General features: G+C 44.1%; 19 protein-coding genes. 8 read left to right on the forward strand and 11 right to left on the reverse strand.

The genetic code is table 11. The features are described from left to right. Nucleotides 1-9 precede the first annotated feature (9 nt). Nucleotides 10-1095, reverse strand: coding sequence for a metallophosphoesterase (locus ACYVNW_RS13350; RefSeq protein ID WP_460680373.1), 1086 nt, complete (start codon nt 1093-1095; stop codon nt 10-12). Nucleotides 1096-1213: 118 nt separating this feature from the next. Here ACYVNW_RS13350 and ACYVNW_RS13355 point away from each other — a divergent pair, with 118 nt between their 5' ends. Then, nucleotides 1214-2284: a PA0069 family radical SAM protein gene (locus ACYVNW_RS13355; RefSeq protein WP_460680374.1), complete on the forward strand. Its 1071-nt coding sequence runs from the start codon at nt 1214-1216 to the stop codon at nt 2282-2284. Between the two features lie 11 nt (nt 2285-2295). Here ACYVNW_RS13355 and ACYVNW_RS13360 read toward each other — a convergent pair whose 3' ends face one another. The 5 genes from ACYVNW_RS13360 to ACYVNW_RS13380 all read right to left on the reverse strand — a co-directional run bounded on the left by ACYVNW_RS13360 (nt 2296) and on the right by ACYVNW_RS13380 (nt 9464). Then, complete coding sequence (locus ACYVNW_RS13360; RefSeq protein ID WP_460680375.1) at nt 2296-3771, reverse strand: tetratricopeptide repeat protein; 1476 nt, start codon at nt 3769-3771, stop codon at nt 2296-2298. Nucleotides 3772-3836: 65 nt separating this feature from the next. After that, the gene (locus ACYVNW_RS13365) at nt 3837-4580 is read right to left on the reverse strand and encodes a zinc ribbon domain-containing protein (protein WP_460680376.1); all 744 of its coding nucleotides are present in this window, start codon (nt 4578-4580) and stop codon (nt 3837-3839) included. Nucleotides 4581-4953: 373 nt separating this feature from the next. Next, nucleotides 4954-6054, reverse strand: coding sequence for a Nif3-like dinuclear metal center hexameric protein (locus ACYVNW_RS13370; RefSeq protein ID WP_460680377.1), 1101 nt, complete (start codon nt 6052-6054; stop codon nt 4954-4956). 18 nt (nt 6055-6072) lie between these two features. Beyond that, nucleotides 6073-8802, reverse strand: coding sequence for an Ig-like domain-containing protein (locus ACYVNW_RS13375; RefSeq protein WP_460680378.1), 2730 nt, complete (start codon nt 8800-8802; stop codon nt 6073-6075). A gap of 248 nt (nt 8803-9050) precedes the next feature. Further along, nucleotides 9051-9464, reverse strand: coding sequence for a DUF4199 domain-containing protein (locus tag ACYVNW_RS13380; protein ID WP_460680379.1), 414 nt, complete (start codon nt 9462-9464; stop codon nt 9051-9053). 158 nt (nt 9465-9622) lie between these two features. On the opposite strand from ACYVNW_RS13380, the gene mfd reads away from it, so the two are divergent. Genes mfd through ACYVNW_RS13395 form a run of 3 tightly spaced genes read left to right on the forward strand, consistent with a single transcriptional unit; the run spans nt 9623 to nt 13634 of the window. Further along, nucleotides 9623-12973, forward strand: a complete 3351-nt coding sequence (gene mfd / locus ACYVNW_RS13385) for a transcription-repair coupling factor (protein ID WP_460681018.1) — start codon at nt 9623-9625, stop codon at nt 12971-12973. Between the two features lie 38 nt (nt 12974-13011). Further along, nucleotides 13012-13227 (forward strand): DUF2281 domain-containing protein, encoded by a 216-nt coding sequence (locus ACYVNW_RS13390; RefSeq protein WP_460680380.1) that lies wholly within the window; start codon nt 13012-13014, stop codon nt 13225-13227. Nucleotides 13228-13265: 38 nt separating this feature from the next. Then, nucleotides 13266-13634 (forward strand): type II toxin-antitoxin system VapC family toxin, encoded by a 369-nt coding sequence (locus ACYVNW_RS13395; protein ID WP_460681019.1) that lies wholly within the window; start codon nt 13266-13268, stop codon nt 13632-13634. Nucleotides 13635-13636: 2 nt separating this feature from the next. Here the strand turns inward: ACYVNW_RS13395 and hpt are convergent, their stop codons facing one another. Further along, nucleotides 13637-14176, reverse strand: coding sequence for a hypoxanthine phosphoribosyltransferase (gene hpt / locus ACYVNW_RS13400; protein WP_460680381.1), 540 nt, complete (start codon nt 14174-14176; stop codon nt 13637-13639). Nucleotides 14177-14243: 67 nt separating this feature from the next. On the opposite strand from hpt, the gene ACYVNW_RS13405 reads away from it, so the two are divergent. Continuing rightward, on the forward strand, nt 14244-15473 hold the full coding sequence (locus ACYVNW_RS13405; RefSeq protein WP_460681020.1) for a M16 family metallopeptidase: 1230 nt from the start codon (nt 14244-14246) through the stop codon (nt 15471-15473). Here ACYVNW_RS13405 and ACYVNW_RS13410 read toward each other — a convergent pair. After that, nucleotides 15470-15667: a DUF2283 domain-containing protein gene (locus tag ACYVNW_RS13410; protein ID WP_460680382.1), complete on the reverse strand. Its 198-nt coding sequence runs from the start codon at nt 15665-15667 to the stop codon at nt 15470-15472. The two genes, ACYVNW_RS13405 and ACYVNW_RS13410, sit on opposite strands and share 4 nt — an antisense overlap. A gap of 174 nt (nt 15668-15841) precedes the next feature. Here ACYVNW_RS13410 and def point away from each other — a divergent pair, with 174 nt between their 5' ends. Further along, complete coding sequence (gene def / locus ACYVNW_RS13415) at nt 15842-16414, forward strand: peptide deformylase (RefSeq protein ID WP_460680383.1); 573 nt, start codon at nt 15842-15844, stop codon at nt 16412-16414. On the opposite strand, the gene ACYVNW_RS13420 is transcribed toward def, so the two are convergent. The 3 genes from ACYVNW_RS13420 to ACYVNW_RS13430 all read right to left on the reverse strand — a co-directional run bounded on the left by ACYVNW_RS13420 (nt 16411) and on the right by ACYVNW_RS13430 (nt 18575). After that, nucleotides 16411-17055: a peptidase associated/transthyretin-like domain-containing protein gene (locus ACYVNW_RS13420; RefSeq protein WP_460680384.1), complete on the reverse strand. Its 645-nt coding sequence runs from the start codon at nt 17053-17055 to the stop codon at nt 16411-16413. The two genes, def and ACYVNW_RS13420, sit on opposite strands and share 4 nt — an antisense overlap. A gap of 118 nt (nt 17056-17173) precedes the next feature. After that, nucleotides 17174-17452, reverse strand: coding sequence for a NifU family protein (locus ACYVNW_RS13425; protein ID WP_460680385.1), 279 nt, complete (start codon nt 17450-17452; stop codon nt 17174-17176). 43 nt (nt 17453-17495) lie between these two features. Further along, a complete protein-coding gene (locus tag ACYVNW_RS13430) occupies nt 17496-18575 on the reverse strand; it encodes an Mrp/NBP35 family ATP-binding protein (RefSeq protein ID WP_460680386.1) in 1080 nt (359 codons plus the stop codon). Nucleotides 18576-18695: 120 nt separating this feature from the next. Here ACYVNW_RS13430 and ACYVNW_RS13435 point away from each other — a divergent pair, with 120 nt between their 5' ends. Both ACYVNW_RS13435 and ACYVNW_RS13440 read left to right on the forward strand, forming a co-directional pair. Then, nucleotides 18696-20882: a transglycosylase domain-containing protein gene (locus tag ACYVNW_RS13435; protein WP_460680387.1), complete on the forward strand. Its 2187-nt coding sequence runs from the start codon at nt 18696-18698 to the stop codon at nt 20880-20882. A gap of 71 nt (nt 20883-20953) precedes the next feature. Beyond that, entirely contained in the window at nt 20954-21583 is a 630-nt protein-coding gene (locus ACYVNW_RS13440; RefSeq protein ID WP_460680388.1) for an NAD(P)H-dependent oxidoreductase, read from the forward strand. The last annotated feature ends 408 nt before the right edge of the window (nt 21584-21991 follow it).

The raw sequence follows: 21991 nt of genomic DNA on the forward strand, positions 1-21991 counted from the left end.
AAGATACAACTATAACTTTAAATCTGCCAATTTGCTTTCCTCCAACACATACCTCCCTGAAACATTATCCGCATCGTATTCCCATTTAATGAGCCTGATACAGCCATCAGCAATTTCAATTCCGGTAATGTCACCATCATTATAACAGCAGCAGCCGCTGTTAAAGTAGGTATCTTTGTAGCCTTTAAAGTTAAGCGAAGCATCTCCCTTTAAATGCCGATGGTCAATCTCTGCTTGCAGTTTCGCCACTATAGCGGTATCAGCTGCGGCTTTAGCCCTATCTAACAATATATACAGTCGCTCAATATGGGTAACTGAGGCAAATACAGGTTGATGCGTGTGGCCGGTAATCAGCAGCAAATTGCTTTGGGCAGCGCTCCACTCGTACATTAGTGTATTGTGCAGTGTTTTTAAATCATCATTGTTAGCAGGCGTATTAGGGTTAATGCGAAGGTAAGCCTGCAGCCGCTCCCATACATTGGCTACAAACCATTTACTAAACCAGTTTCCATCACTTTGTAAATCGCCCTGATGTCCATGCGTGAGGTAAACATCTGCACCTTCACCCACTAAAGCTTTTAATATAAGCCCTTCGTAAATCTTTACCTCTTGTCCATAAATACCTTTAAGGGTTAAAGGTGCCAATGGGTCGTTATCCCAATACAAATCATGATTGCCGAATACTTTAATGAAGGCGCCCCGCTGTAAAAACTGCTGTTCGGCAGCAAAAGTATTTTGATTGTGCTTTCGAACGGGTTCCAGGCGGTTTTTCCATAACTCTTCACTGTCGCCCAGGCAAATCAGGGTGTAGCCTTGCTCGTTATAATATTGCAAAGCTGTAAGATAGTTTCGCTCAGCCATAGCAAAATCATCTACCTCATTGCGGGTACCTTTATGCTGGTCGGAAAATATGATGAACTTATCTTGTAACGGATGGAAAGGAATAACCAACCCACGCTTGGTTTTATGATTACTGATCTGCTCATATAACTTAGAAAGTGCTTCAAACACCCTCCCCTTATCTGGCCGCGATGACCACCGGTTAGCTAATTTGATGACCGGTTGGGTAAGTATACGTTGCAGAAAATGGCGCATTGCTTAATTAACACTACTAAGCTTACATTTGTGTGTTTGGCGTAAACACTTTCGTTTATCTTAAATATTTTAGCATTTACATATTGCCGCAAGCTAATTTATTTAGCAAATTTGTGTTATGGCATTTGAGGCGAATCAGGAGTTTTTTAAGGGGCGGGGTGCACAGGTAAATACACACAATAAGTACATTAAAAACCAGTATGTATTACAGCACTTGGAAGGCCTGGATGAACCCATGCTGCAAAACAAAAAAACGCAGCTTTATGAAGAAACGCCCAAAACCATTGTCAGCAAAAACAACAGCCCCGACATTAGCCACAGCGATTCTATTAATCCTTATCAGGGTTGCGAGCATGGCTGCGTATACTGCTACGCCCGTAACAGCCATGAGTATTATGGCTTTAGCGCCGGATTAGATTTTGAACGGAAAATCATTGTTAAAAAGAATGCGCCGCAACTGCTGGAAGATTATTTCAATAAGCGTAAATACAAGCCGGCCCCTATTGTACTTTCGGGCAATACTGATTGTTATCAGCCCGTGGAACGCGAGCTGGAAATTACCCGCAAAATGCTGAAACTGTTTTTGCAGTACAAGCATCCGGTAAGCATCATCACCAAAAACAACCTCATCCTGCGCGATCTGGATATCTTGGAAGAACTGGCCAGGTATAACCTCATACACGTGAATATCTCCATCACCACGTTGGATGAGCAGCTACGACAAAAGCTGGAACCGCGTACGGTTACCTCGAGCGGGCGGCTTACGGTAATTCAAAAACTGGCCGACAAAGGCATTCCGGTTCGTATCATGACGGCACCTATCATTCCGGGTTTGAACAGTAACGAAATCCCTGCTTTAGTAAAAGCGGCAGCCAACCGTGGTGCCGTAGCTGCCGGGTTGACTGTTGTACGCCTCAACGGCAGCATTGGCGAAATATTTACTGACTGGCTTTACAAAACTTTTCCCGACAGGGCCGAAAAAGTATTGAACCAGATTAAAGAATGCCACGATGGCCAGCTGAACGACAGCGAATATGGCCGCCGTATGAGCGGCGACGGGCAGGTAGCCGAAGCTATTCACCAGCTATACCGTGTATCCTGCAATAAGTATCTGGAAGGCCGCGATATGCCAGCGTATGACTTAACTTTATTTACACCCAAACGCGGCCGGCAAACTACCCTATTTTAATAGGGTATTGGCTATCCCTTCAGCCGTTTTAAACCTAATTTAGCTTTTTGCTGATAACTGGAGTTAATAGATGTGTTTTTGAAGCCTATTGCCATATTGTAACTGGCTATAGCGTGTTGCACATCTTTGCGGCTCTCGTAAATTGCACCCATACGCTGTGCTGCCGCCGTAGCAAAATAATAGTTGGTATTGCGCCCTGTGTTAATGGCTTGCTGATAATTGGTTAAAGCTTCCTTATCATTATTTAAGGCCTCTAGCACACGCCCCAGCCGGTACTCATACTCCGTCTTTTCACGTACGTTAGTTAAAGCAGTAGCGCTTTGTTTAAGCACAGTCAGCGCTTCTTCATATAAGCCGCCATCGTATAATAAACGTGCCTGTAGTAATTGCCTGTTCGGCATACCTTCGTTCACCTCAGTTACCGATTGCTTATCGCGGTCAATGTAAGTATACCCTTTGCTTTTTACCAATTGTGCAAAAGCCTGATAACGCTTTACATCGCCTTGCAGCAGGGCTTGCCAGCCCAAGCGCAGATAAGAATCCTTAATATAATTACTGCTTTTTCCGGTTCGTAAAAACTTATTCATATAGTCGCCTGCATCTTCATTGCCAATGTTTAACCGGGCCATGCCTTCCATATAATCCAATAAAGGGTAAGGCTGGTACTCCGGCCCATCAGGGCGGTTATGCAGGTAACGAACCGCCTCCGTGCTATGCCCTGTGCGGAGGGCGGTATGGGCCTGTATATAACTGCGCAATAAACTGCTGCTGTCTATTTTGGCGGTATACTGCAACATCTTACTGTACGCGTTGGGGTCATCCAGTACATCAGACTGCAGGTAAGTTAAATAAAACACCAGTTCGGGCTGATACATGGCATAGCCGGATGGCGGTAACTTCATTACCAAGCTCTGCAACATATTTACACCTGTGCTGGTACTGCCTTTGATACCGAAGAATGCCAATACACTTTTCAAAGGCCCATCGGGCAGTACATCCAGCATGATATTCACCACACCAAGCGGAATATCATCTGGCAAAAAGCCTGGAAATTTTTCCTGATTGCTTTGCAGCTGGCGGTATGCTTTATTGATGCAAAAACCGGCGGTAGTATATTCGCCAAAGCGGCTGTGCAGCAAAGCCCATTGCAGGTTAATTTCGGCACGGGCAAAATTGTAATACGGTGAACTCTCGTCTTCGTCGTCCAGCGCATCCAGGCGGTCGGAGCGGCGGCTTCTTAAGCGGTCAAATTCAGCTTTATTTTCGGTGGTTAAAATTTTAAAGTAGTCGTAATAATTATCCAACAGTATGGTGATGCCGTTTTTGGGGTGGATAGCCTTCTCGCGATCAATTAACGTACGGGCAGCAGGGAGCTTTAAAGCTATAAGGGTTTTATAAGCTTGTATGCAGTTATTATTATAATCGAAATTGGCAAATGCCTTGCAGGAGGCAGCAAACAGAATAAGTATCAGTAAAAATTTACGCATAATAAAAAAGGCGTCTTTTGTTAAAAAGACGCCTGATATATTTTTTTAGCCTTTGAGGCCGATGATTAAACCTGCTCAGTTTCGAGCGCCATTTGTTCATCAACCAAAATGCGGCCGCAATGTTCGCACACAATGATCTTTTTGCGCTGGCGAATGTCAGACTGGCGCTGTGGCGGAATCTGGTTAAAGCAGCCAGAGCAAGAATCGCGCTGAATGGTAACTACCGCCAGGCCGTTTTTAGCATTGCGGCGTAAACGGTTGTAAGCAGTTAACAGGCGCTCCTCAATATTGGCAGTTGCTTTTTCGGCCTGAGCGTTCAATTCTGTTTCGTCTTTTTCAGTCTCGGCAGTAATGGTGTCCAGCTCTTGCTTTTTCACATCTAAATCGGCTTTGCGGCCGTCTAAATCAGCTTGGGCTTTTTCGTATATCTGAGTTTTGGTAGCAATCTCGTAACCAAACTCACGAATTTTCTTTTCGCTTACCTGAATATCCAAACCCTGAATTTCAATTTCTTTTGAAATCGCGTCGTATTCACGGTTGTTTTTTACATCATTCAGCTGGCCTTCGTACTTTTTAATATTGGCTTGCGCTTCCTTAATCAGGTTTTTGCGGGTTACAATATCATCTTCCAAATCGTCCAGTTCGTTCTTTATTTTCTGGATACGGGTTTCCAGGCCGGCCACATCATCTTCCAAATCGGCCACTTCCATAGGCAGCTCGCCGCGTACCTGGCGTATGCGGTCAATTTTGGTATGGATGGTTTGTAGTTCGTATAAAGCTTTCAGCTTTTGCTCTACGGTTTGTTCCATTAAATAAAATATTTTACGGGGTTTGTATTATTTATTATTATTCGGACGGCAAAGATAATCAATTTTTTAGAGATATTTTCTACCAATTTGTTGTAAATGTGGAGGTAATTCTTATTGGTATAACTTACCATCCGTCATTTAAGCTTTTTACCCAAATTGAATTTCAACTACGTCATTGCGAGGAGCGAAGCAATCTTTATACGCTTAATATAGTACAGTGCAGAGAGATTGCTTCGTTCCTCGCAATGACGTGATGATAATTTTGTTCCTTCAATCAATCACCAACTCACTCCTTCACTCATTAATACCTGGGCGTTGCCTTCGGCCCGGGCTATTCGCTGCAAGTCCTAACGCGGATGAGTGAGCTTGCTTTTTATCCTACAAGATACCTTACCGGGTTTGTATTTACTTCAGTTAAGCGCAATTGCAGGCCGCTAAACTTTTGCTGCAACAAATCAAATACCAGCTGCTGTGTAAACTGCTCGCTTTCAAAGTGGCCTACATCGGCTATCACAATCTTACCTTCGGCATCAAAAAACTCATGGTATTTGTAATCAGCCGTAATAAACAGATCTGCACCGGCAGCTATAGCCTGTTTGAGCAGAAAACCGCCTGAGCCGCCGCAAACGGCTACCTTCTTTACCGGTTTGTTTAATAATTCAGTATGGCGTATTACAGAAGCTTTTAGTTTGTTTTTGATGTGTTGCAAATAGGAAAGCTCATCGGTAGGCAACTCCAATTCACCAATCATGCCGGCCCCTATCTGCTGGTGCTGGTTGGTGAGTTGGTATAAATCGTAAGCCACTTCTTCATACGGGTGCGCCAGGAATAAAGCCATCAGTATTTTACTTTCCAAATTGGCCGGATAAATGATTTCAACTCTTACCTCATCTTCATAGTGCCGCTTGCCGGGCTCACCTACGTAAGGGTGGGTGTGCTCATTGCCTTTAAAGCTACCCTGCCCGGTGGCGCTAAAACTGCATTCGCTATAATTACCAATATGGCCGGCACCCGCCTTGAACAAAGCATCCTTTACCGCCTCAGCCTGCGCCATGGGTACATAGGTAACCAGCTTTTTTAAAATGCCGCCTTTAGGCTGCAGGATGCGGTAGTTTTTAAGGCCTAACACCTCGCAAATTTTAGCATTTACGCCCGCCGCCATGTTATCCAAGTTGGTATGAATAGCATATAAAGCAATATCATTACGTATAGCTTGCTGCACAACCCGTTCTACATACGTTTTGCCATTAAACTTTTTAAGCCCTTTAAACACAATAGGATGGTGCGAAATAATGAGCTGGCAACTGGTACGGATAGCTTCTTCTACCACAGCCTCGGTGCAGTCCAATGAAATCAGCACCCGGTCAACTTCCTGGCTTGGCGAACCTACAATCAACCCGGAATTATCATAATCTTCCTGATATGATAAAGGGGCTAAGCTTTCAAGGTAAGCGGTAACTTCTGTGAGTTTCATTCGAATTGTATTTACTTTCTATTCTACCTTATACTTAAATACCGTGTAGCCCAAATGGCCTTCGGCATCTATCCCCTGTACTACTACACGATAATTACCTTTACCATCCGAATTAAAAAATTCGGCTGAAGCAGTACCGGTGGTTTTATCGGTTTTGAGCTGCGGGTTCCAGTACACGGTGGTACGTAAATCAATACCTACACCGTTGGTTTTGCCTACTTCATATTTAGGGATATAAAACTGGCGGGCCAAACTGTAACCTTGTGGCGTAATGGTAACTTCATCACTACGTGGCAGCATATTTTTTAATTCGTCTACGCTGATTTTAGTTTTAGGAGCATTTTTAAGTGCTGCCGATTTGGTGTTAATTACCAGTACGCCATTACTGTTATACATACGGTTTACCAGGCCTAAATCATCTTTTACAAAGATCTCGGCTGATAATACATCAGATGGGCTGATGCCATTCAATGCATTCACATCAACCGCTAAACCGTTCATAAATATTTGTACCGGAGTACGATTGCCCTGGTTGTAGCTGCGGGTAACATAAAAATTGTTATCAATGTAAGTTAAGCCTATGACCAATGATGGTAAACAGCTAAGCAGGTTGTTACACCCCTCAAAGCTTTTAGCATTAATTACGTGATCAGCAATCGGGCTCAGGCCGGTTAATGCCGGATAATCAGCATGTGAAGGCAACTTTACAGGCGCCTGCCCTTTAATCACTACCTCTTTCAGCATACGCGAATTACTGTACTGCTGCTTGCTGTTTTTAATATAATTACGGTAGGTACTGTCAATATCGGCCACAGCATCGGGTGCATTGCCCGTCATTGCATTGGGCACGGTCATGGGGTCTACCATCAGCATCATACTATTTGACCGGTAATTGCCACGGGCGCTGATTACCACCTGCGATGAATCAACCAGCGGGATATTTGTAAACCTGAATACCCCATTACCATCAGTAGTGGCATTCTGTGAAAAGTGGCGATCAGCAATGGTGAGCCTTACGCTACCTTTATTTACCGGCATACCGGTATTGGTACGCAGGGTACCGGTAACTTCAATACCCTGCTCGGCTCCATAGCGTATCTGGGGCATACGGCCGGCCATCAAATCTGTGTAGGTATAACGGCGGTAGCCCTGGGTAAGCATCAGTACATCCAAATTAGCCAGTGTATTATTATCCTGGTGGTTGAAATAATAGCCCGGCTGTTCAATATAGCCCTTCAAATCTGAGGTAAGCAACAGGTAGCTCAAAATATTGGGTTCGCTGTTTTCATCATACGGCGCCATATTATCATTTACCACCGCTACAGAGAAATTGGCTTCGGCAGGTTGCAGCTTATTTTTTGCACTCACTGTAAGCTTTACTTTTTGCCGCCTGGTATAAGAAGGCTTATCGGTACGTACAGCTACATTCAAGGCATCATTATTTTGCACAAAGGCCAGGCGCTCGGCCAGTGGGCGGGCATGGTCATCCAGCAGGGTAATTTGTGTAACACCGCTTACCAGCTTGGCTTTAGGTATCAGTACATCGTAAGTTTTCTCTTTTAATGTGGTTTGAGCCGCATATACCACCGTTTCGCCTACTTTGGCAATCAGGTAATAAGGTTTATTGAGGTTTTGATCCAGATAGGCCTGGTTGGTTAATATCCGCACTGCTACAGCGCTGGCCATACTACTGTTTACTGCCAGGCCAATGCCGCTCTGCTGTACGGCCGGTAAATTATAAGTTTGCTGGCTGCCATTAGGAAAAGAAACGGTAGCCTTGTAAGTTTTCCCGTTTTCGGGCAGTAGTAAAAACATACCCATCCCCAAATGTTGTGAGGTAAAGGTGGCGCAGGTTTTCCCGTCGTTATCAGTTACCGTACCTTTAACTTCTATACCTAACCCATTTGATTGCAATGCCTTGAAAGCTACTTTACCTTCGGTGCCGGCAATCAGATGTCCGCCCTCCGGAAAAAACTGAACATCGTTATCTTTACGGGCGGGCGCTTTTACGGTGAATGAATTGGTAATGGTTTTCTTGGCATCAGTTTCAATACTGGCTGTTATCACCGCCGGCCCATCTTCGGCCGACTTTGATGGCGGAACGCTCAGTTGCAATACACCGTTCTGGTCAGTAGTGCCATGCCCTTTGTCGAGCGTCTTTTCCAGGTTTTCTATTCGCCAGCTTACTTTTTTGCCGGCAAGCGGAGTGCCGTCTGCATTACGGTAAATTACGCGGGCAGCGGTAGTGCCGGAGTTGTTAGCGGGCGTAAATAAGGCACGTACGCTTAGCGGTTTATCAGCATTACCAATCGGAATGTTTTTATAAAAGAAATAATCCGCATCAAAATTGCGCATGTAATTGGTATAACCACGTAAATGGTAATTGCCCTGTTTGTAAACATCGGGCGGCAACGCAATATTACCTTGTGCCAGCCCGTTGATAACCGGCAGTTTGAGCGATTGCATCAACGTATCGCCGCTGCTGATGATATCTACATACACAATTTTGCTTACACTGGTAGGCAGGTGTAAATCAACCGTTACATAAGCTTTCAGCCAAATGGTATCCCCGGCAGCATAGTAAGGTTTGTCGGTATGTACAAAAATTTTCTCTACCGGATAATTTTCTGAAAATTTACCCTGCCGGGCAATTATGGTACGAATACCTACCGTATCCTGCTGTGCCCATACAGCCTGCCCGGCCATCAGGAAAACCAGCAGCAGTAGCGTGGTTTTAAATAATTTCATCAATAGTTGAATCGCTAAATGGCGCTAAATTTAACCATTTCGGTATTGCATTAACTACTACTGCAGTAAAGTTTAACAAATTTTACAATATCAAAAAGGTAACCCAGCTCAAATTTTAAACAGGGATGCGGGGCGTTTATTGTACGCAATTACATTGGGTTATGATATTTGAGCAGCGAAAACCGCAAAAAGCACTAAAGCCACACATTGTTACAATGTATGGCTTTAGCTATATGAGTGAAGAGTGATTACATGGTTTCTGAGTTCTTGCCCTTGGTCATCAAAGCTAAGGTAACCAAGAAGGAGAACAATATCCCCAGCAGGAAAGCGCCAAACAAGCGGCCCGAAAAATCAAGCAAGTTACTGCCGCTGGCAATGTAATTAATGTATACTACGGCTAAAAATACCGCTATAGCACCGGCTATAAACAAGGTTTTAAGGCATTGTACCAGCCCCTCAATAAAACTCATGCGGCCGCCCAGTACGTCATCGCGGTAACTTTTTAACCCTAAAAATAACCCGATTAACGGAATCAGTATAGAGATGTACTCAATAGGTGATACCTTATCGGCGTGTGTATCGTAGCCGGCCCAATGCATAATAAACAGCCATAAACCGCTTAAAATACCAATAATAATGCCCGACCAAAGTGCGTTTTTCATAAAAGTGATGTTGTTAAGTTAACGTATAAGGCAGCTGCCAGCCGCCGGTTTCTTATAAAGGATTATCCGTTTTATATTGTTTGCGCCTGCACACATTTTTCGCCCGCGGGGGTTTACCTGTTGAGTAAGGGCTATGAATTTTTTATCTTTGTAAAGTGTTGAATATTCGAGATATTTTAGAGCGTTATAAGGTTGATGACCGCATTAAGGATTTAGCTCAGGCGCTCAATAAAACTAAAAATCCGCGCATACAGTTGCGCGGCCTCATAGGATCAAGCGATGCTATGGTAGCGGTAGCTTTGTACTTTTTGCAGCATAAGCACCAACTGTTTATTCTGCCCGACCGTGAGGAAGCCAGTTATTTCCAGGCCGATCTGGAAAACCTGACCGGTAAAGAGGTGATGCTATTCCCCTCATCATACCGCAAAGCTTTTGAATTTACCCAGCCAGATAGCAGTAATGTATTGGCCCGTGCCGAGGTATTGAATGAACTGAACCATGCCACCGAATATGGCCAGCTGATTGTTACTTACCCCGAAGCCGTAGCCGAAAAGGTAATTGACCGCACCGCACTCGAAAAAAACACACTCGAGATAGCCATTAGCAATAACCTGAGCATTGAGTTTATCAATGAGTTTTTGATTGACTATGACTTTGAGCGGGTTGATTTTGTGTACGAGCCGGGGCAATTTTCGGTACGCGGCGGTATTGTAGATATATTTTCATTCTCACACGATCTGCCTTACCGGGTAGAGTTCTTTGGCGATTTTGTGGAATCTATCCGTACTTTCGAAATTGAAAGCCAGCTTTCGGTAGAGCAGGTAAAGAGCATTACCATTGTACCTAACGTACAGGCCAAGTTTTTAACCGAAAACAATATTTCGATACTCGAATATATTGAAGGCGATACCCAGGTTTGGATCAAGGACGTGCAGTTTATGCTGGATGTGATTCAGGACGGCCACAAAAAAGCCACCCAGTTGTGGAAGGCTTTATCTGCCGATGAAAAAAACCAGAACCCGGACTGGATTGATCCTAAATTTGCTTTTACCGACGAAAAGTTGATTGCCGACCAGCTGCATGATTTTGCCCTGATTGAGTTTGGCAAGCAATTCTTTTATCAGGATGCGCAAACCATCAGCTTTGATACCCGTCCGCAGCCCTCTTTTAACAAAGATTTTCAGCTACTGATTCATAACATCAAAAACAACGAGATTGATAAAATTGAGAACCTCATTTTTACCGACTCGCCCAAGCAAGTAGAGCGCCTGTATGCCATTTTTGATGATTTAGACAAAACCGTAAAGTTCACCCCAGTAAACATCGCCATCCGCGAAGGTTTTATTGACCGTGAATTAAAAGTAGCCTGCTATACCGACCACCAGATATTTGACCGTTATTATAAATACAAACTGCGCAAAGGCTATCAGCGCACACAAGCCATTACTTTAAAGGAGTTACGGGAGTTAAAACCGGGTGATTATGTAACCCACATTGACCACGGCATTGGCAAATACGCCGGCTTGGAAAAGGTTGAGGTGAACGGCAAAACGCAGGAAATGATCCGCCTGATTTATGCGGATAACGACTTACTGTATGTGAACATCAATTCACTGAACCGCATTTCTAAATTTAGCGGCAAAGAAGGCTCGGTGCCTAAAATGAATAAATTGGGTACCGATACCTGGGAGCGGCTGAAAAAAACCACAAAAAAAAAAGTTAAAGACATCGCCCGTGATTTAATTAAGCTTTACGCCGTACGTAAAGCGCAGCACGGCAATGCCTTTACACCCGATAGCTATTTACAAACCGAACTGGAGGCTTCTTTTATTTACGAGGATACCCCAGACCAGGAAAAAGCCACGGCCGATTTCAAAAAAGACATGGAATCGCCGCACCCGATGGACCGCTTGATTTGCGGCGATGTGGGCTTTGGCAAAACCGAGGTGGCCATACGCGCCGCCTTTAAAGCCGTAGCCGATAGCAAGCAGGTAGCAGTACTGGTACCTACTACAATTTTGGCCGCCCAGCATTTCAAGACGTTTTCAGACCGGTTGAAAGGATTCCCTTGTAATATTGATTACGTCAACCGTTTTAAATCCAGCAAGCAGATTAAGGATACTTTAACCAAATTGCAGGAAGGTAAAGTAGATATCATCATCGGCACTCACCGCCTGGTGAGCAAGGATGTAAAGTTCAAAGACCTCGGCCTGATGATTATTGACGAAGAGCAAAAATTTGGTGTAGCCACCAAGGAAAAGCTAAAAGCCATGCGCGCCAATGTTGATACCCTGACGCTGACGGCAACGCCCATTCCACGTACGCTGCATTTCTCGCTGATGGGCGCACGCGATTTATCCATTATCTCCACCCCGCCGCCTAACCGCCAGCCGGTAGTTACCGAACTGCATGTGTTTAATGATAAACTGATTAAAGAAGCGGTAGAATTTGAAATAGACCGCGGCGGACAGATATTTTTTATTCATAACCGCGTGGCCGATTTAACCCAGTTGGGCGGCATGATACGTAAACTGGTACCTAAAGCCCGAATTGGCATTGCCCACGGCCAGTTGGAGGGTGATGACTTGGAAGATGTAATGCTGAAATTTGTGAACCATGAGTACGATGTGCTGGTGGCCACTACCATTATTGAGGCTGGTTTGGATATACCCAACGCCAATACCATCATCATCAACCACGCTCATATGTTTGGCCTGAGCGATTTGCACCAGATGCGTGGTCGTGTGGGCCGCAGCAATAAAAAGGCGTTCTGTTATTTATTGAGTCCACCACTGAGTACACTTACCTCAGAAGCGCGCAAGCGACTGAGTGCCATTGAAGAATTCAGCGATTTAGGCAGCGGCTTCAACGTAGCCATGCGTGATTTGGACATCCGCGGCAGCGGTAACCTGCTGGGCGCCGAGCAAAGCGGCTTTATTGCTGAAATCGGCTTCGAGATGTACCATAAAATTTTGGATGAGGCCATACATGAGTTGAAGGATGAAGAATTTAAAGAGGTATTTCAGGATGAAAAACCACGGCCGTTTATTTCTTTCACTCAGATTGATACCGACTTGGAAATTCTCATCCCCGATGAGTATGTGACCAGCCTTACCGAGCGTTATAACCTGTACACCGAATTAACCAAGCTGGACAATGAAACCGAACTGCTAGCTTTTGAGCAGCAACTGATTGACCGTTTCGGTCCTATTCCGCCGCAGGTAAAAGATTTGTTAAATACTATCCGCCTGCAATGGCTGGGCAAGCAGATTGGGTTCGAAAAGATATCACTTAAAAAACAGGTGCTGCGGGGCTATTTCCTTAGCAACCAGCAATCGCCCTATTTTGAAACCGAGGCATTCAAAGAGGTACTGCGTTTTGTGCAAGCCTACCCGCGCCGGGCTAATTTAAAAGAGGTGAAAAATAGTTTAAGAATTAGTTTGGATGGTGTGCACACCATTGACCAGGCAGTGGAGTTGTTGAATGAGATGGCGGGAGTAGCGGTTTAGAGCCACTATTTTGATATATTTGTGTAAAGGAGGTCACTATGCTAACTGCAATCAAAGGTGTTTACGATAACGGGAAAATTATTTTGGATGAAAAAGCGCCTGTAGAATTTAAAACAGAAGTAATTGTAACGTTTCTTGTTGAAGAAAATAAGCCCAAGCGTGTAAAAGGAAAACCAGGGGGATTGGCCGGCCGAATCTCCATACCCGATGATTTTAATGACCCTTTGGATGATTTGAAAGATTATATGTATTAAAATGCAAAATTCCTATTTATTGGATACACATATGCTTAATATGGTTTCAAGAAAACAATAGCAAGCTTCCAGATCATATAATTGACATTATAACAAGTCCTTTTACCATCATTTTATTCAGCCAAGTAAGTTTGTTTGAAATTGTTATAAAGCAAAAGTTGAACAAATTATCATTGGCTAAAGCAACTATTGATGATGTTGTAGAACAGGGCACTAAAGATGGTTTTGATCTTTTGTCGCTTAACAACAGCCATCTGTCCAGATACAACGAAATTCCTTTAATAGAACATCATCGTGACCCTTTCGATCGCCTGTTGTTGGCAACAGCGATGGAAGAACAGGCAACCATAATTTCTGCCGACAGGAATTTTCAACTTTATACAGACATAATTAAGGTGCTGTGGTAATATTAACTACTCACTAACCGATAAATTCCATTCACATTCCTGCCCAGCTCTTTATAATCCAAGCCATACCCTACTACAAACTCATTATCAATTTCAAAGCCGATGTATTTCAATTCTTCAATTGAAGCCTCTAAGGCCCCAGGTTTTAGCAGCAGGGAGCATACAGTAACGGAGGCCGGGCCGTGGGTTTTTATTTTGCCGATGAGATAGTTAAGTGTGTTGCCGGTATCTACAATGTCTTCTACAATTACCACATCGCGGCCGGTAATGTTAGTGTAGAGTTCTACATCCTCGCGCACGTGCCGGCTGCTGCTGAGTCCACCGTAGTAAGAGGCCAGCTTGGTAAACGTCATCTCGCAGGGGATGGACACCTGCTTCATTAAATCGGCCAGAAAAAGTACGCTGCCGTTGAGGATGCCTAAAAATATGGGTGTACGGCCGGCATAATCCCTGCTGATTTGCAGGGCCAGCAGGTTGATACGCTTTTGTATGCTTTCGGCATCAATAAAAGGCTCAAATTCCAGGTCGGCAATTTTAATCATATCAGCGTAGTAAATGGTAGCGTACGGTTACTCGGCCTAAAATAACATTATCTTTGCAGAATTAATGATAGATTATCAGGTTTTAACACTACCCAACGGCATACGGCTGTTGTTTAAATATGCTGCCTCTCCCATTACGCATTGCTGCTTTATGGTAAATGCCGGCGCCCGCGATGAGCAGCCCGGTAAGGATGGACTGGCCCACTTTATTGAGCACCTGCTGTTTAAAGAAACAGAGCGCCGCAGCACCAACCAAATTTTAAACCGACTGGAACTGGTGGGTGCCGATCTGAACGCTTATACCACTAAGGAATATACCTGCATCCATGCCTCGCTGCTCAATCAGCACCTGGAGCGGGCTGCCGATTTGTTTGAGGATATTATCTTCCATTCCACCTTCCCGGAAGCAGAACTGGATAAAGAACGCAGTGTAATATTGGATGAGATTGCTTCTTATCAAGATCAGCCCGAAGAAGCCATTCAGGATGATTTTGAAGGCTTGCTGTTTCAGCACCACCCGCTGGGCAATAACATTTTGGGTACTGAGGATTCAGTAAATCAGTTAAGCCGCGAAGATATCGGCCATTTTATAGCTGATAATTACAACACCCACGAAATGGTGTTTGCCGTATTTGGCAATTATGATTTTAAAAAACTGGTTAAGCTGACTGAAAAATATTTTGGCGCGCTTAAAGCCAACACCTCAACCAAGCACCGTTTAGCGCCTGCTCTTAATGCGGCTATTCAAGTGCAGCAGGATAAGCCGATTGCGCAAACACATTGTATGATGGGTACACAAGCCTATGCCAGCGGCCACCGCTATAAAAACGGGTTACTGCTGTTGAATAACTTATTAGGTGGCATGGGCATGAGCAGCAGGCTGAACCTGGAGATTAGGGAAAAATATGGTATTGCCTACACCATTGAATCCGGTTATACGCCGCTTACTGATACAGGAATATTCAGCATTTACTTTGGTACAGATGCCGAAAAAGCAGAAAAGGCCACCAAACTGATTTACAAAGAACTGCGTAAACTGCGCGACCAAAAGCTGGGCACACTACAATTGCACCAGGCCAAACAAAAATTTACCGGCCAGATTGCCTTGGCTGAAGAAGGCCGCCTGAGCCTGATTTTAAGTATGGCCAAAAGCCTGCTGGATTTCAACCATATTGATAGCCTGGAAGAAGTATTTGCCAAGATAAACGCCGTGACTGCAGAAGAGTTGCTTGAAATTAGTAATGAGATTCTGGATGATAGTAAACTAACTATGTTAATTTTTGAACCGAACGATTAAATTTCCTGATAATTAATATGAAACGGAAGCGTAGCTTTTTCCGATAGATTAAGCACTTCTATACCTATGATGGACTTGTCAGCAGCATAGTCAATTGTGAGCTGTCCCATTTCATCTTCATGGGTATCAGCTATAACTTCTTGCTTAAATTGTATGTACAGTGCATTTGCGTTTCTGTCGTAAGTTATTTTCATTGATTATTATGCTTCTGTTATAGTGATGACCATCTGCCCAACAAAGCAATTCTTATCTTTAGTTTAATGTTGGACTGAGTTTTACTGTTTAATTATTCGCAGAACAATATACTACCAATCTCATTTATACGATACTCCATTTTTTAACAAAACTTTAATCCGTAATTTTGCGGCATGAAATTACCTATTGTTGCGTATGGCGACCCGATATTGAAGAAGAAAGCTGTTGAAGTAACTCCGGAAACAGAGCCTAACCTACAACAACTGATAGCCGATATGTTTGAAACCATGTATGCTGCCCGCGGCGTAGGTTTAGCAGCGCCTCAAATCGGTAAATCTATTCGTTTGTTTGTGATAGACGCTTCGCCGTTTGATGACGATGAGCCGGAGCTGAAGGATTTTAAAAAGGTGTTTATCAATGCCGAAATTTTAGAAGAAACCGGCCCCGAATGGTGCTTTAATGAAGGCTGCCTGAGCATACCGGATGTACGCGAAGATGTATACCGCCAACCGGTGGTGCGCATTTCCTATGAAGATGAAAACGGCGTAGCACACGAAGATACCTTTAAAGGCCTGGCCGCCCGCGTAATACAGCATGAGTATGACCATATTGAAGGCAAACTGTTTACCGACAAGCTAAGTCCCCTGCGCAAACGCATGCTCGAAAAACGCCTGAACGACATTTCGCGCGGTATGGTGAAAGCAGAATATAAAATGAAGTTTCCGGCAGCTAAAAAAGGCCGTTAATCGTTTGATTTACGGCTTTTATCGCCGTCGGCAATCTGTTTAATCAAGCTACCCCAGGCTACCGGGTTTAGCAGCGGGTTTGGAATCAGCGAGTGTGAGTTCTGAATACGGTTGTGCAAATCTTGCACATCGGCACTCCTGATCTCGTCCGGGTCGCGCGCTGTAGAGCGCAGTGAAGCCGCAATATTATTGCGGCTTAAATTTTTATATGCCAGTGCCAGGTCATCATCAGCCAACTTTATAGCCAGAAAATCTTTTCTGAACTCCTCGGTAGTAGCCCAGGGAAACACCCTGAACATTGGAAGGTTAATTACCTGCGGCTTCATATCTACCAGTAAGGTATAGCTGCCGTTTTTAATGCCGGTGGGCACCACTACCGTTTGCGGTGCATAGCCTACCGAGGTAAAACGCAGGGTATCCTGCTCGTGTACCACAAATGAAAAATAACCTTTATAGTTGGCAGCATTTGCCTGGTTATGGTAGCTAACGTTGGTAACAGTAACGTTGGGTACAATATCTTCTTTCTTCTCCGCATTATGTACAATGCCCGAAAATTGCACCAAAGGCTTTTCAGCCTTTTGCTGGGCAAAAGTGGCCATGCTAAGCAGTAAGAAAAATAATATACCTGTAAACCTTTTCATGAATCAATCATCCGCAACTTATAATCAGAAATCTAAACCTCCGAAAATTGTTTTTATTGCGGCCTGCAAATTTAATTTAGTTATAACTTGATGTGCAGTGGTTTAACAAAATTTAACACTACTGCAGGTTAGAAGGCATTACTGCATTGGGGTCATCAATTGCAGTAAGGTTGATGGCCTCTACACTGGTAATCTCAGGCACAGCTTTTTTAATGGCCTGCTCAATACCGGCCTTCAGCGTCATGATGCTCATGGGGCATGAGCCGCACGAGCCCAGCAGCTTCAGCCTTACCACGTTTTCCGGAGTAATTTCTTCAACAGCCACATTCCCGCCATCAGCCTCCAGATACGGACGAATGGTATCTAACGCTGCCTCCACCTGATTGAATAAACTCATCTTGATTTGTATGTTGATGTAAAGATAACGAATTAATTATTAATTATACGCTTTTACCATCGGGAGCCTTGGCGTTCACAATAGATACCTCCTGCGCCACCCGCTCTGCTATTTGCATAAAGGCTCTGGCCATAGGGTTTCCCTGGTCAAGCACTACCGGCCTGCCGGCATCGCCCGATTCACTTACGCTCTTTACCAGCGGCAGTTCACCTAAAAACGGGGCGTCAATCATTTGTGCCAGTTTTTGGCCACCACCCTGGCCGAAGATGTAATATTTATTTTCCGGCAATTCAGCCGGGGTGAAGTATGACATGTTTTCAATGATACCCAGTATAGGCACATTGATAGAATCCATCATCAGCATACCAATACCTTTTTTCGCATCGGCCAAAGCTACATTTTGCGGGGTGGTTACAATCACCGCGCCTGCTATTGGGAAGCTTTGTGTGACTGTGATATGAATATCGCCGGTACCTGGAGGCAAGTCGATGATCAGGTAATCCAATTCGCCCCAATCAGCATCATTAAATAGTTGTTTTACAGCTGTTGACACCATAGGGCCACGCCATGGCACCGGCTGGTTAGGGTCGGTAAAGAAGCCAATGCTTAATAATTTCAGTCCATACTGCTCTATGGGCTCAATACGGGTTTTGCCGTTTACCTGGCTGGCCTGTGGGCGTTTCCCTTCCAGGTTAAACATAATGGGTACAGATGGGCCATAAATATCAGCGTCTATCAAACCCACTTTTGCGCCGCTTAACTGCAGGGCCAAAGCCAAGTTAGCGGCTACTGTTGATTTGCCCACACCACCTTTACCCGAGGCTACGGCGATAATATTTTTTACACCCGGCAATCCTTCGTTGCGCTGTGTAGTTACCCTTGAAGTCATTTGAATGCTTACTTCTACCTCCGGGCTGATAAAATGACTGATGGCATTGCGGCAGGCGTTTTCAATCAAATCTTTAAGCGGGCAGGCCGGGGTAGTGAGCACTACCGAGAAGCTTAATTTATTATCTTGTATCTGGATGTCCTGAATCATGTTCAAGGTCACCAAATCCTTTTTTAAATCTGGTTCTTCCACATGGCCAAGGGCATGCAGTACTTGTTCGCGGGTAAAATTCATGTATTTGTGCTGGTGGTGTAAAATTACAAAAACACCGGTAAGGGTAGTTTTGTTAAAAATAAAATGCTATGCTTTACCGTTTTGTAGCGGATAAGAACTTAGTTTTGGTAAATTTTTCAAATGCGTCGCCCTAATCCCAAATATATCCGTATTGCCGGTATTGTACTTGCTGTAATTGTTGTACTGTTGTTAATTGGTGGCTGGATTGCTTATTCCAAGCGTGAATTATTACTTCAAAAAGCCATCAGCAAAGCTAAAGCAAAAGCTAAAAATGAGTATAATTTAGATGTAAAAATAGGCAGTGCCCATTTTACCGGCTTTAGCACTGTCGCTTTTTCTGACGTGAGCATTGTACCCGACCAGCGCGACAGTTTGCTGAACATTAAAGAGTTTGTGGTAAAGGTTAAAGTAATGCCATTACTGGTTGGCAACATTAAACTTGCGGATGTAATACTGCACACCGGGCACCTGAACTTAACCAGCATTAACGGTGTACGCAATTTTGACTTCTTGTTCAGAAAAAAGCGCGATACTACCCAAAAATCGAGAATGGACCTGGCCAAATTGAGTGATAATTTGGTTAACCAGGTGCTGTATAAAATTCCGGATAACCTGAATCTAAAAAATTTCCTCATCACTTTTCGTGATGACAGCAATCAGGTAAGGGTAATGGCTAATGAGGCCCTCATCCGCGAAGGTAAGCTCACCTCTACTTTTAATATTAACGATGGTATGGCCATCTGGCATTTTGCCGGCACCATGCACCCATCTGATAAAGATATATCAGTAAAATTATATGCTGAGCATCAGAAAGTGGAACTTCCGTTTATTGAAAAGAAATTTAAACTGAAGCTGAACCTGGATACGCTGACCATGCGCCTGGATAAGGTAGACCATAGCAACGGCGAAACACAGATTTACAGTTATTTTGCTGCACATAACTTACTGCTCAACCACCCGGCGCTGTCGGCCAATAATATTATCGTGCCTGATGGTTCCATCAGTGCCAACTTATTTGTGGGTGAAAACTATGTATCGGTAGACAGCTCTTCGGTGATTCATTTGAAAAAACTGAAAGCTTTTCCTTACATTAAATACACGCTTAAGCCCACTAAAATTTATGAACTGAAAGTGCATACCGGCTGGATTAACGGTCAGGATATTTTTGACTCTTTCCCGGAAGGCACCTTTGAGCAACTGGTGGGCATGAAAGTGGCCGGCCAGCTCAATTATCGTCTTAACTTTTTACTCAATACTAAAGACCCGGACAATGTACAATTTGACTCGCGGCTGGATAAAAAGAACTTCCGTATTATCAGTTATGGCAAAGCCAATCTGGACAAGCTGAACCACGATTTTGTATACATTCCTTTTGAAAAAGGAAAGCCGATGCCGGCCCGTAACATTAGCCCGGGCAACCCTAACTTTACCCCTTTAAATGATATTGCACCGGTACTGCGCTATGCGGTAATGACGGCCGAAGACCCTTCTTTTTACAGAAATCATGGTTTTGTAGAAGAATCTATCCGGAAATCCATCGCTACAGATTATAAGGAGAGAAAATTTAAACGGGGCGGTAGTGGTATTTCCATGCAGCTGGTAAAAAATGCGTTTTTGGTAAGGCAGAAAACACTGGCCCGTAAATTTGAAGAAATACTGATTGTTTGGCTCATTGAAAACAACCGCATCATGACTAAAGATCGTATGCTGGAGGTTTATCTGAACATTATTGAATGGGGCCGCAATGTGTATGGTATAGGTGAGGCATCACGTTATTACTTTAACAAGCGCCCGTCAGAACTTACTTTAGGCGAGAGTATTTACCTGGCCAGCATTGTGCCCAACCCGAAATTCGGATTGTATGCGTTTGAACCCGATGGCAGCCTGCGCTACCGTTTACATGGTTATTTCAGGCTGATTGGTAATTTGATGGCAGAGCGGGGCTATGTGAATCGTGATACCAATGCTTATGGTTTTTACAATGTTCGCCTCAGAGAATCGCTGCGGCCAAAAATGGCACCGGTAGATACTTCGGCTATTGACAGCCTGATAGATCAGCCGGGCGGCGATCCGGGCGTAGGTGTGCCTCCGCCTGATGTAGTACAGAAGGCTGAACCCGAAAAGCAGGAAGATGATAAGCCCGGCTTTTTTAAACGCCTGTTTGGTGGCGGTAAAAAAGATACTGTGGCAGATGACCGTAAACAGCAGGCCAAAGACTCAGTTAAACTTACCCGCAAACAACGAAGGGAGCAAAGGCGTTTAGAGAAACAGCGTCAGAAAGATTTGCAGGAACGTGGGTTATTGTAGCTTATTACTTACCAATGACGCTGGTAGATGTTTAAACATCTATTTTTGTTCATTATAAATAAAACAGAACCATGTCATTGATACAACCTTTAGAGTGGCGTTATGCTACTAAAAAATTCGATCCCGCTAAAAAGCTGTCCGCTGAGCAATTGGAAAACCTGCTGGATACTGTGCGTTTGGCACCTTCATCATTCGGCTTGCAGCATTACCGCATTTTAGTAATTGAAGATGCCGGCCTGCGTGAGCAGTTAAAAGCCGCCGCTTATGGTCAATCGCAGTTAACCGACGGCTCACAGCTGATTGTATTTGCTGCTGAAACCAACATTAACGAAGCCTACGTTGAAAAATATGTAGACGAAATAGCCAAAGTGCGTAATACAGATCGTGAAAATTTGGTGCCGTTCGAAAAATCAATGGTGGCTACTGTGAATCACCGCTCTGAAGATCAATTGGTAGCCTGGGCACACAAGCAAGCTTATATTGCTTTAGGTGTACTGTTAACTGCCGCTGCCGAAGCCGGTATTGATGCCTGCCCAATGGAAGGTTTTGAAGTAGGCAAATTCGATGAGATTTTAGGCCTGCGCGAAAAAGGCTTGGCCACCTCGGTGATTGCCGCTATCGGTTTTCGTGCTGAGGATGATGACTATGCCAAGTTTGCCAAAGTGCGCAAACCGAAGGATGAGTTGTTTATCCGTTTGTAATTTCCAATTTTAAAATACCGTATTTTACCAAGCGTCATTACGAGGAACGAAGCCATCTTTTCGCACCAAGTTAAGACAAGATGCAGAGAGATTACTTTGTTCCTCGCAATGACGCTTTTTTGCTTTGCACATTGTTACTACCTCTGTCACCCTGAGCCCCGTCGAAGGGTAGGTGTACAAACGATGCGATGAAAGACTTGTGCAACAATGCTTCGAGAGCCTCAGCATAACAAGCGGTGATTCATTTGTATAGGCTCAACAATATCAATTTCACTACCGTAAGAATATTTTTTACTTTCACATCTCAACATTTCCCCTACCTTTGCCCCATATTCTTAAGGGGTGCCTTGCTTTGGTGACCCGGTGCGTTAAAAAGAGACTGCAGCTCGATTAAACTCATTGGACCAA

The sequence above is a fragment of the Mucilaginibacter koreensis genome (genome assembly GCF_054783355.1).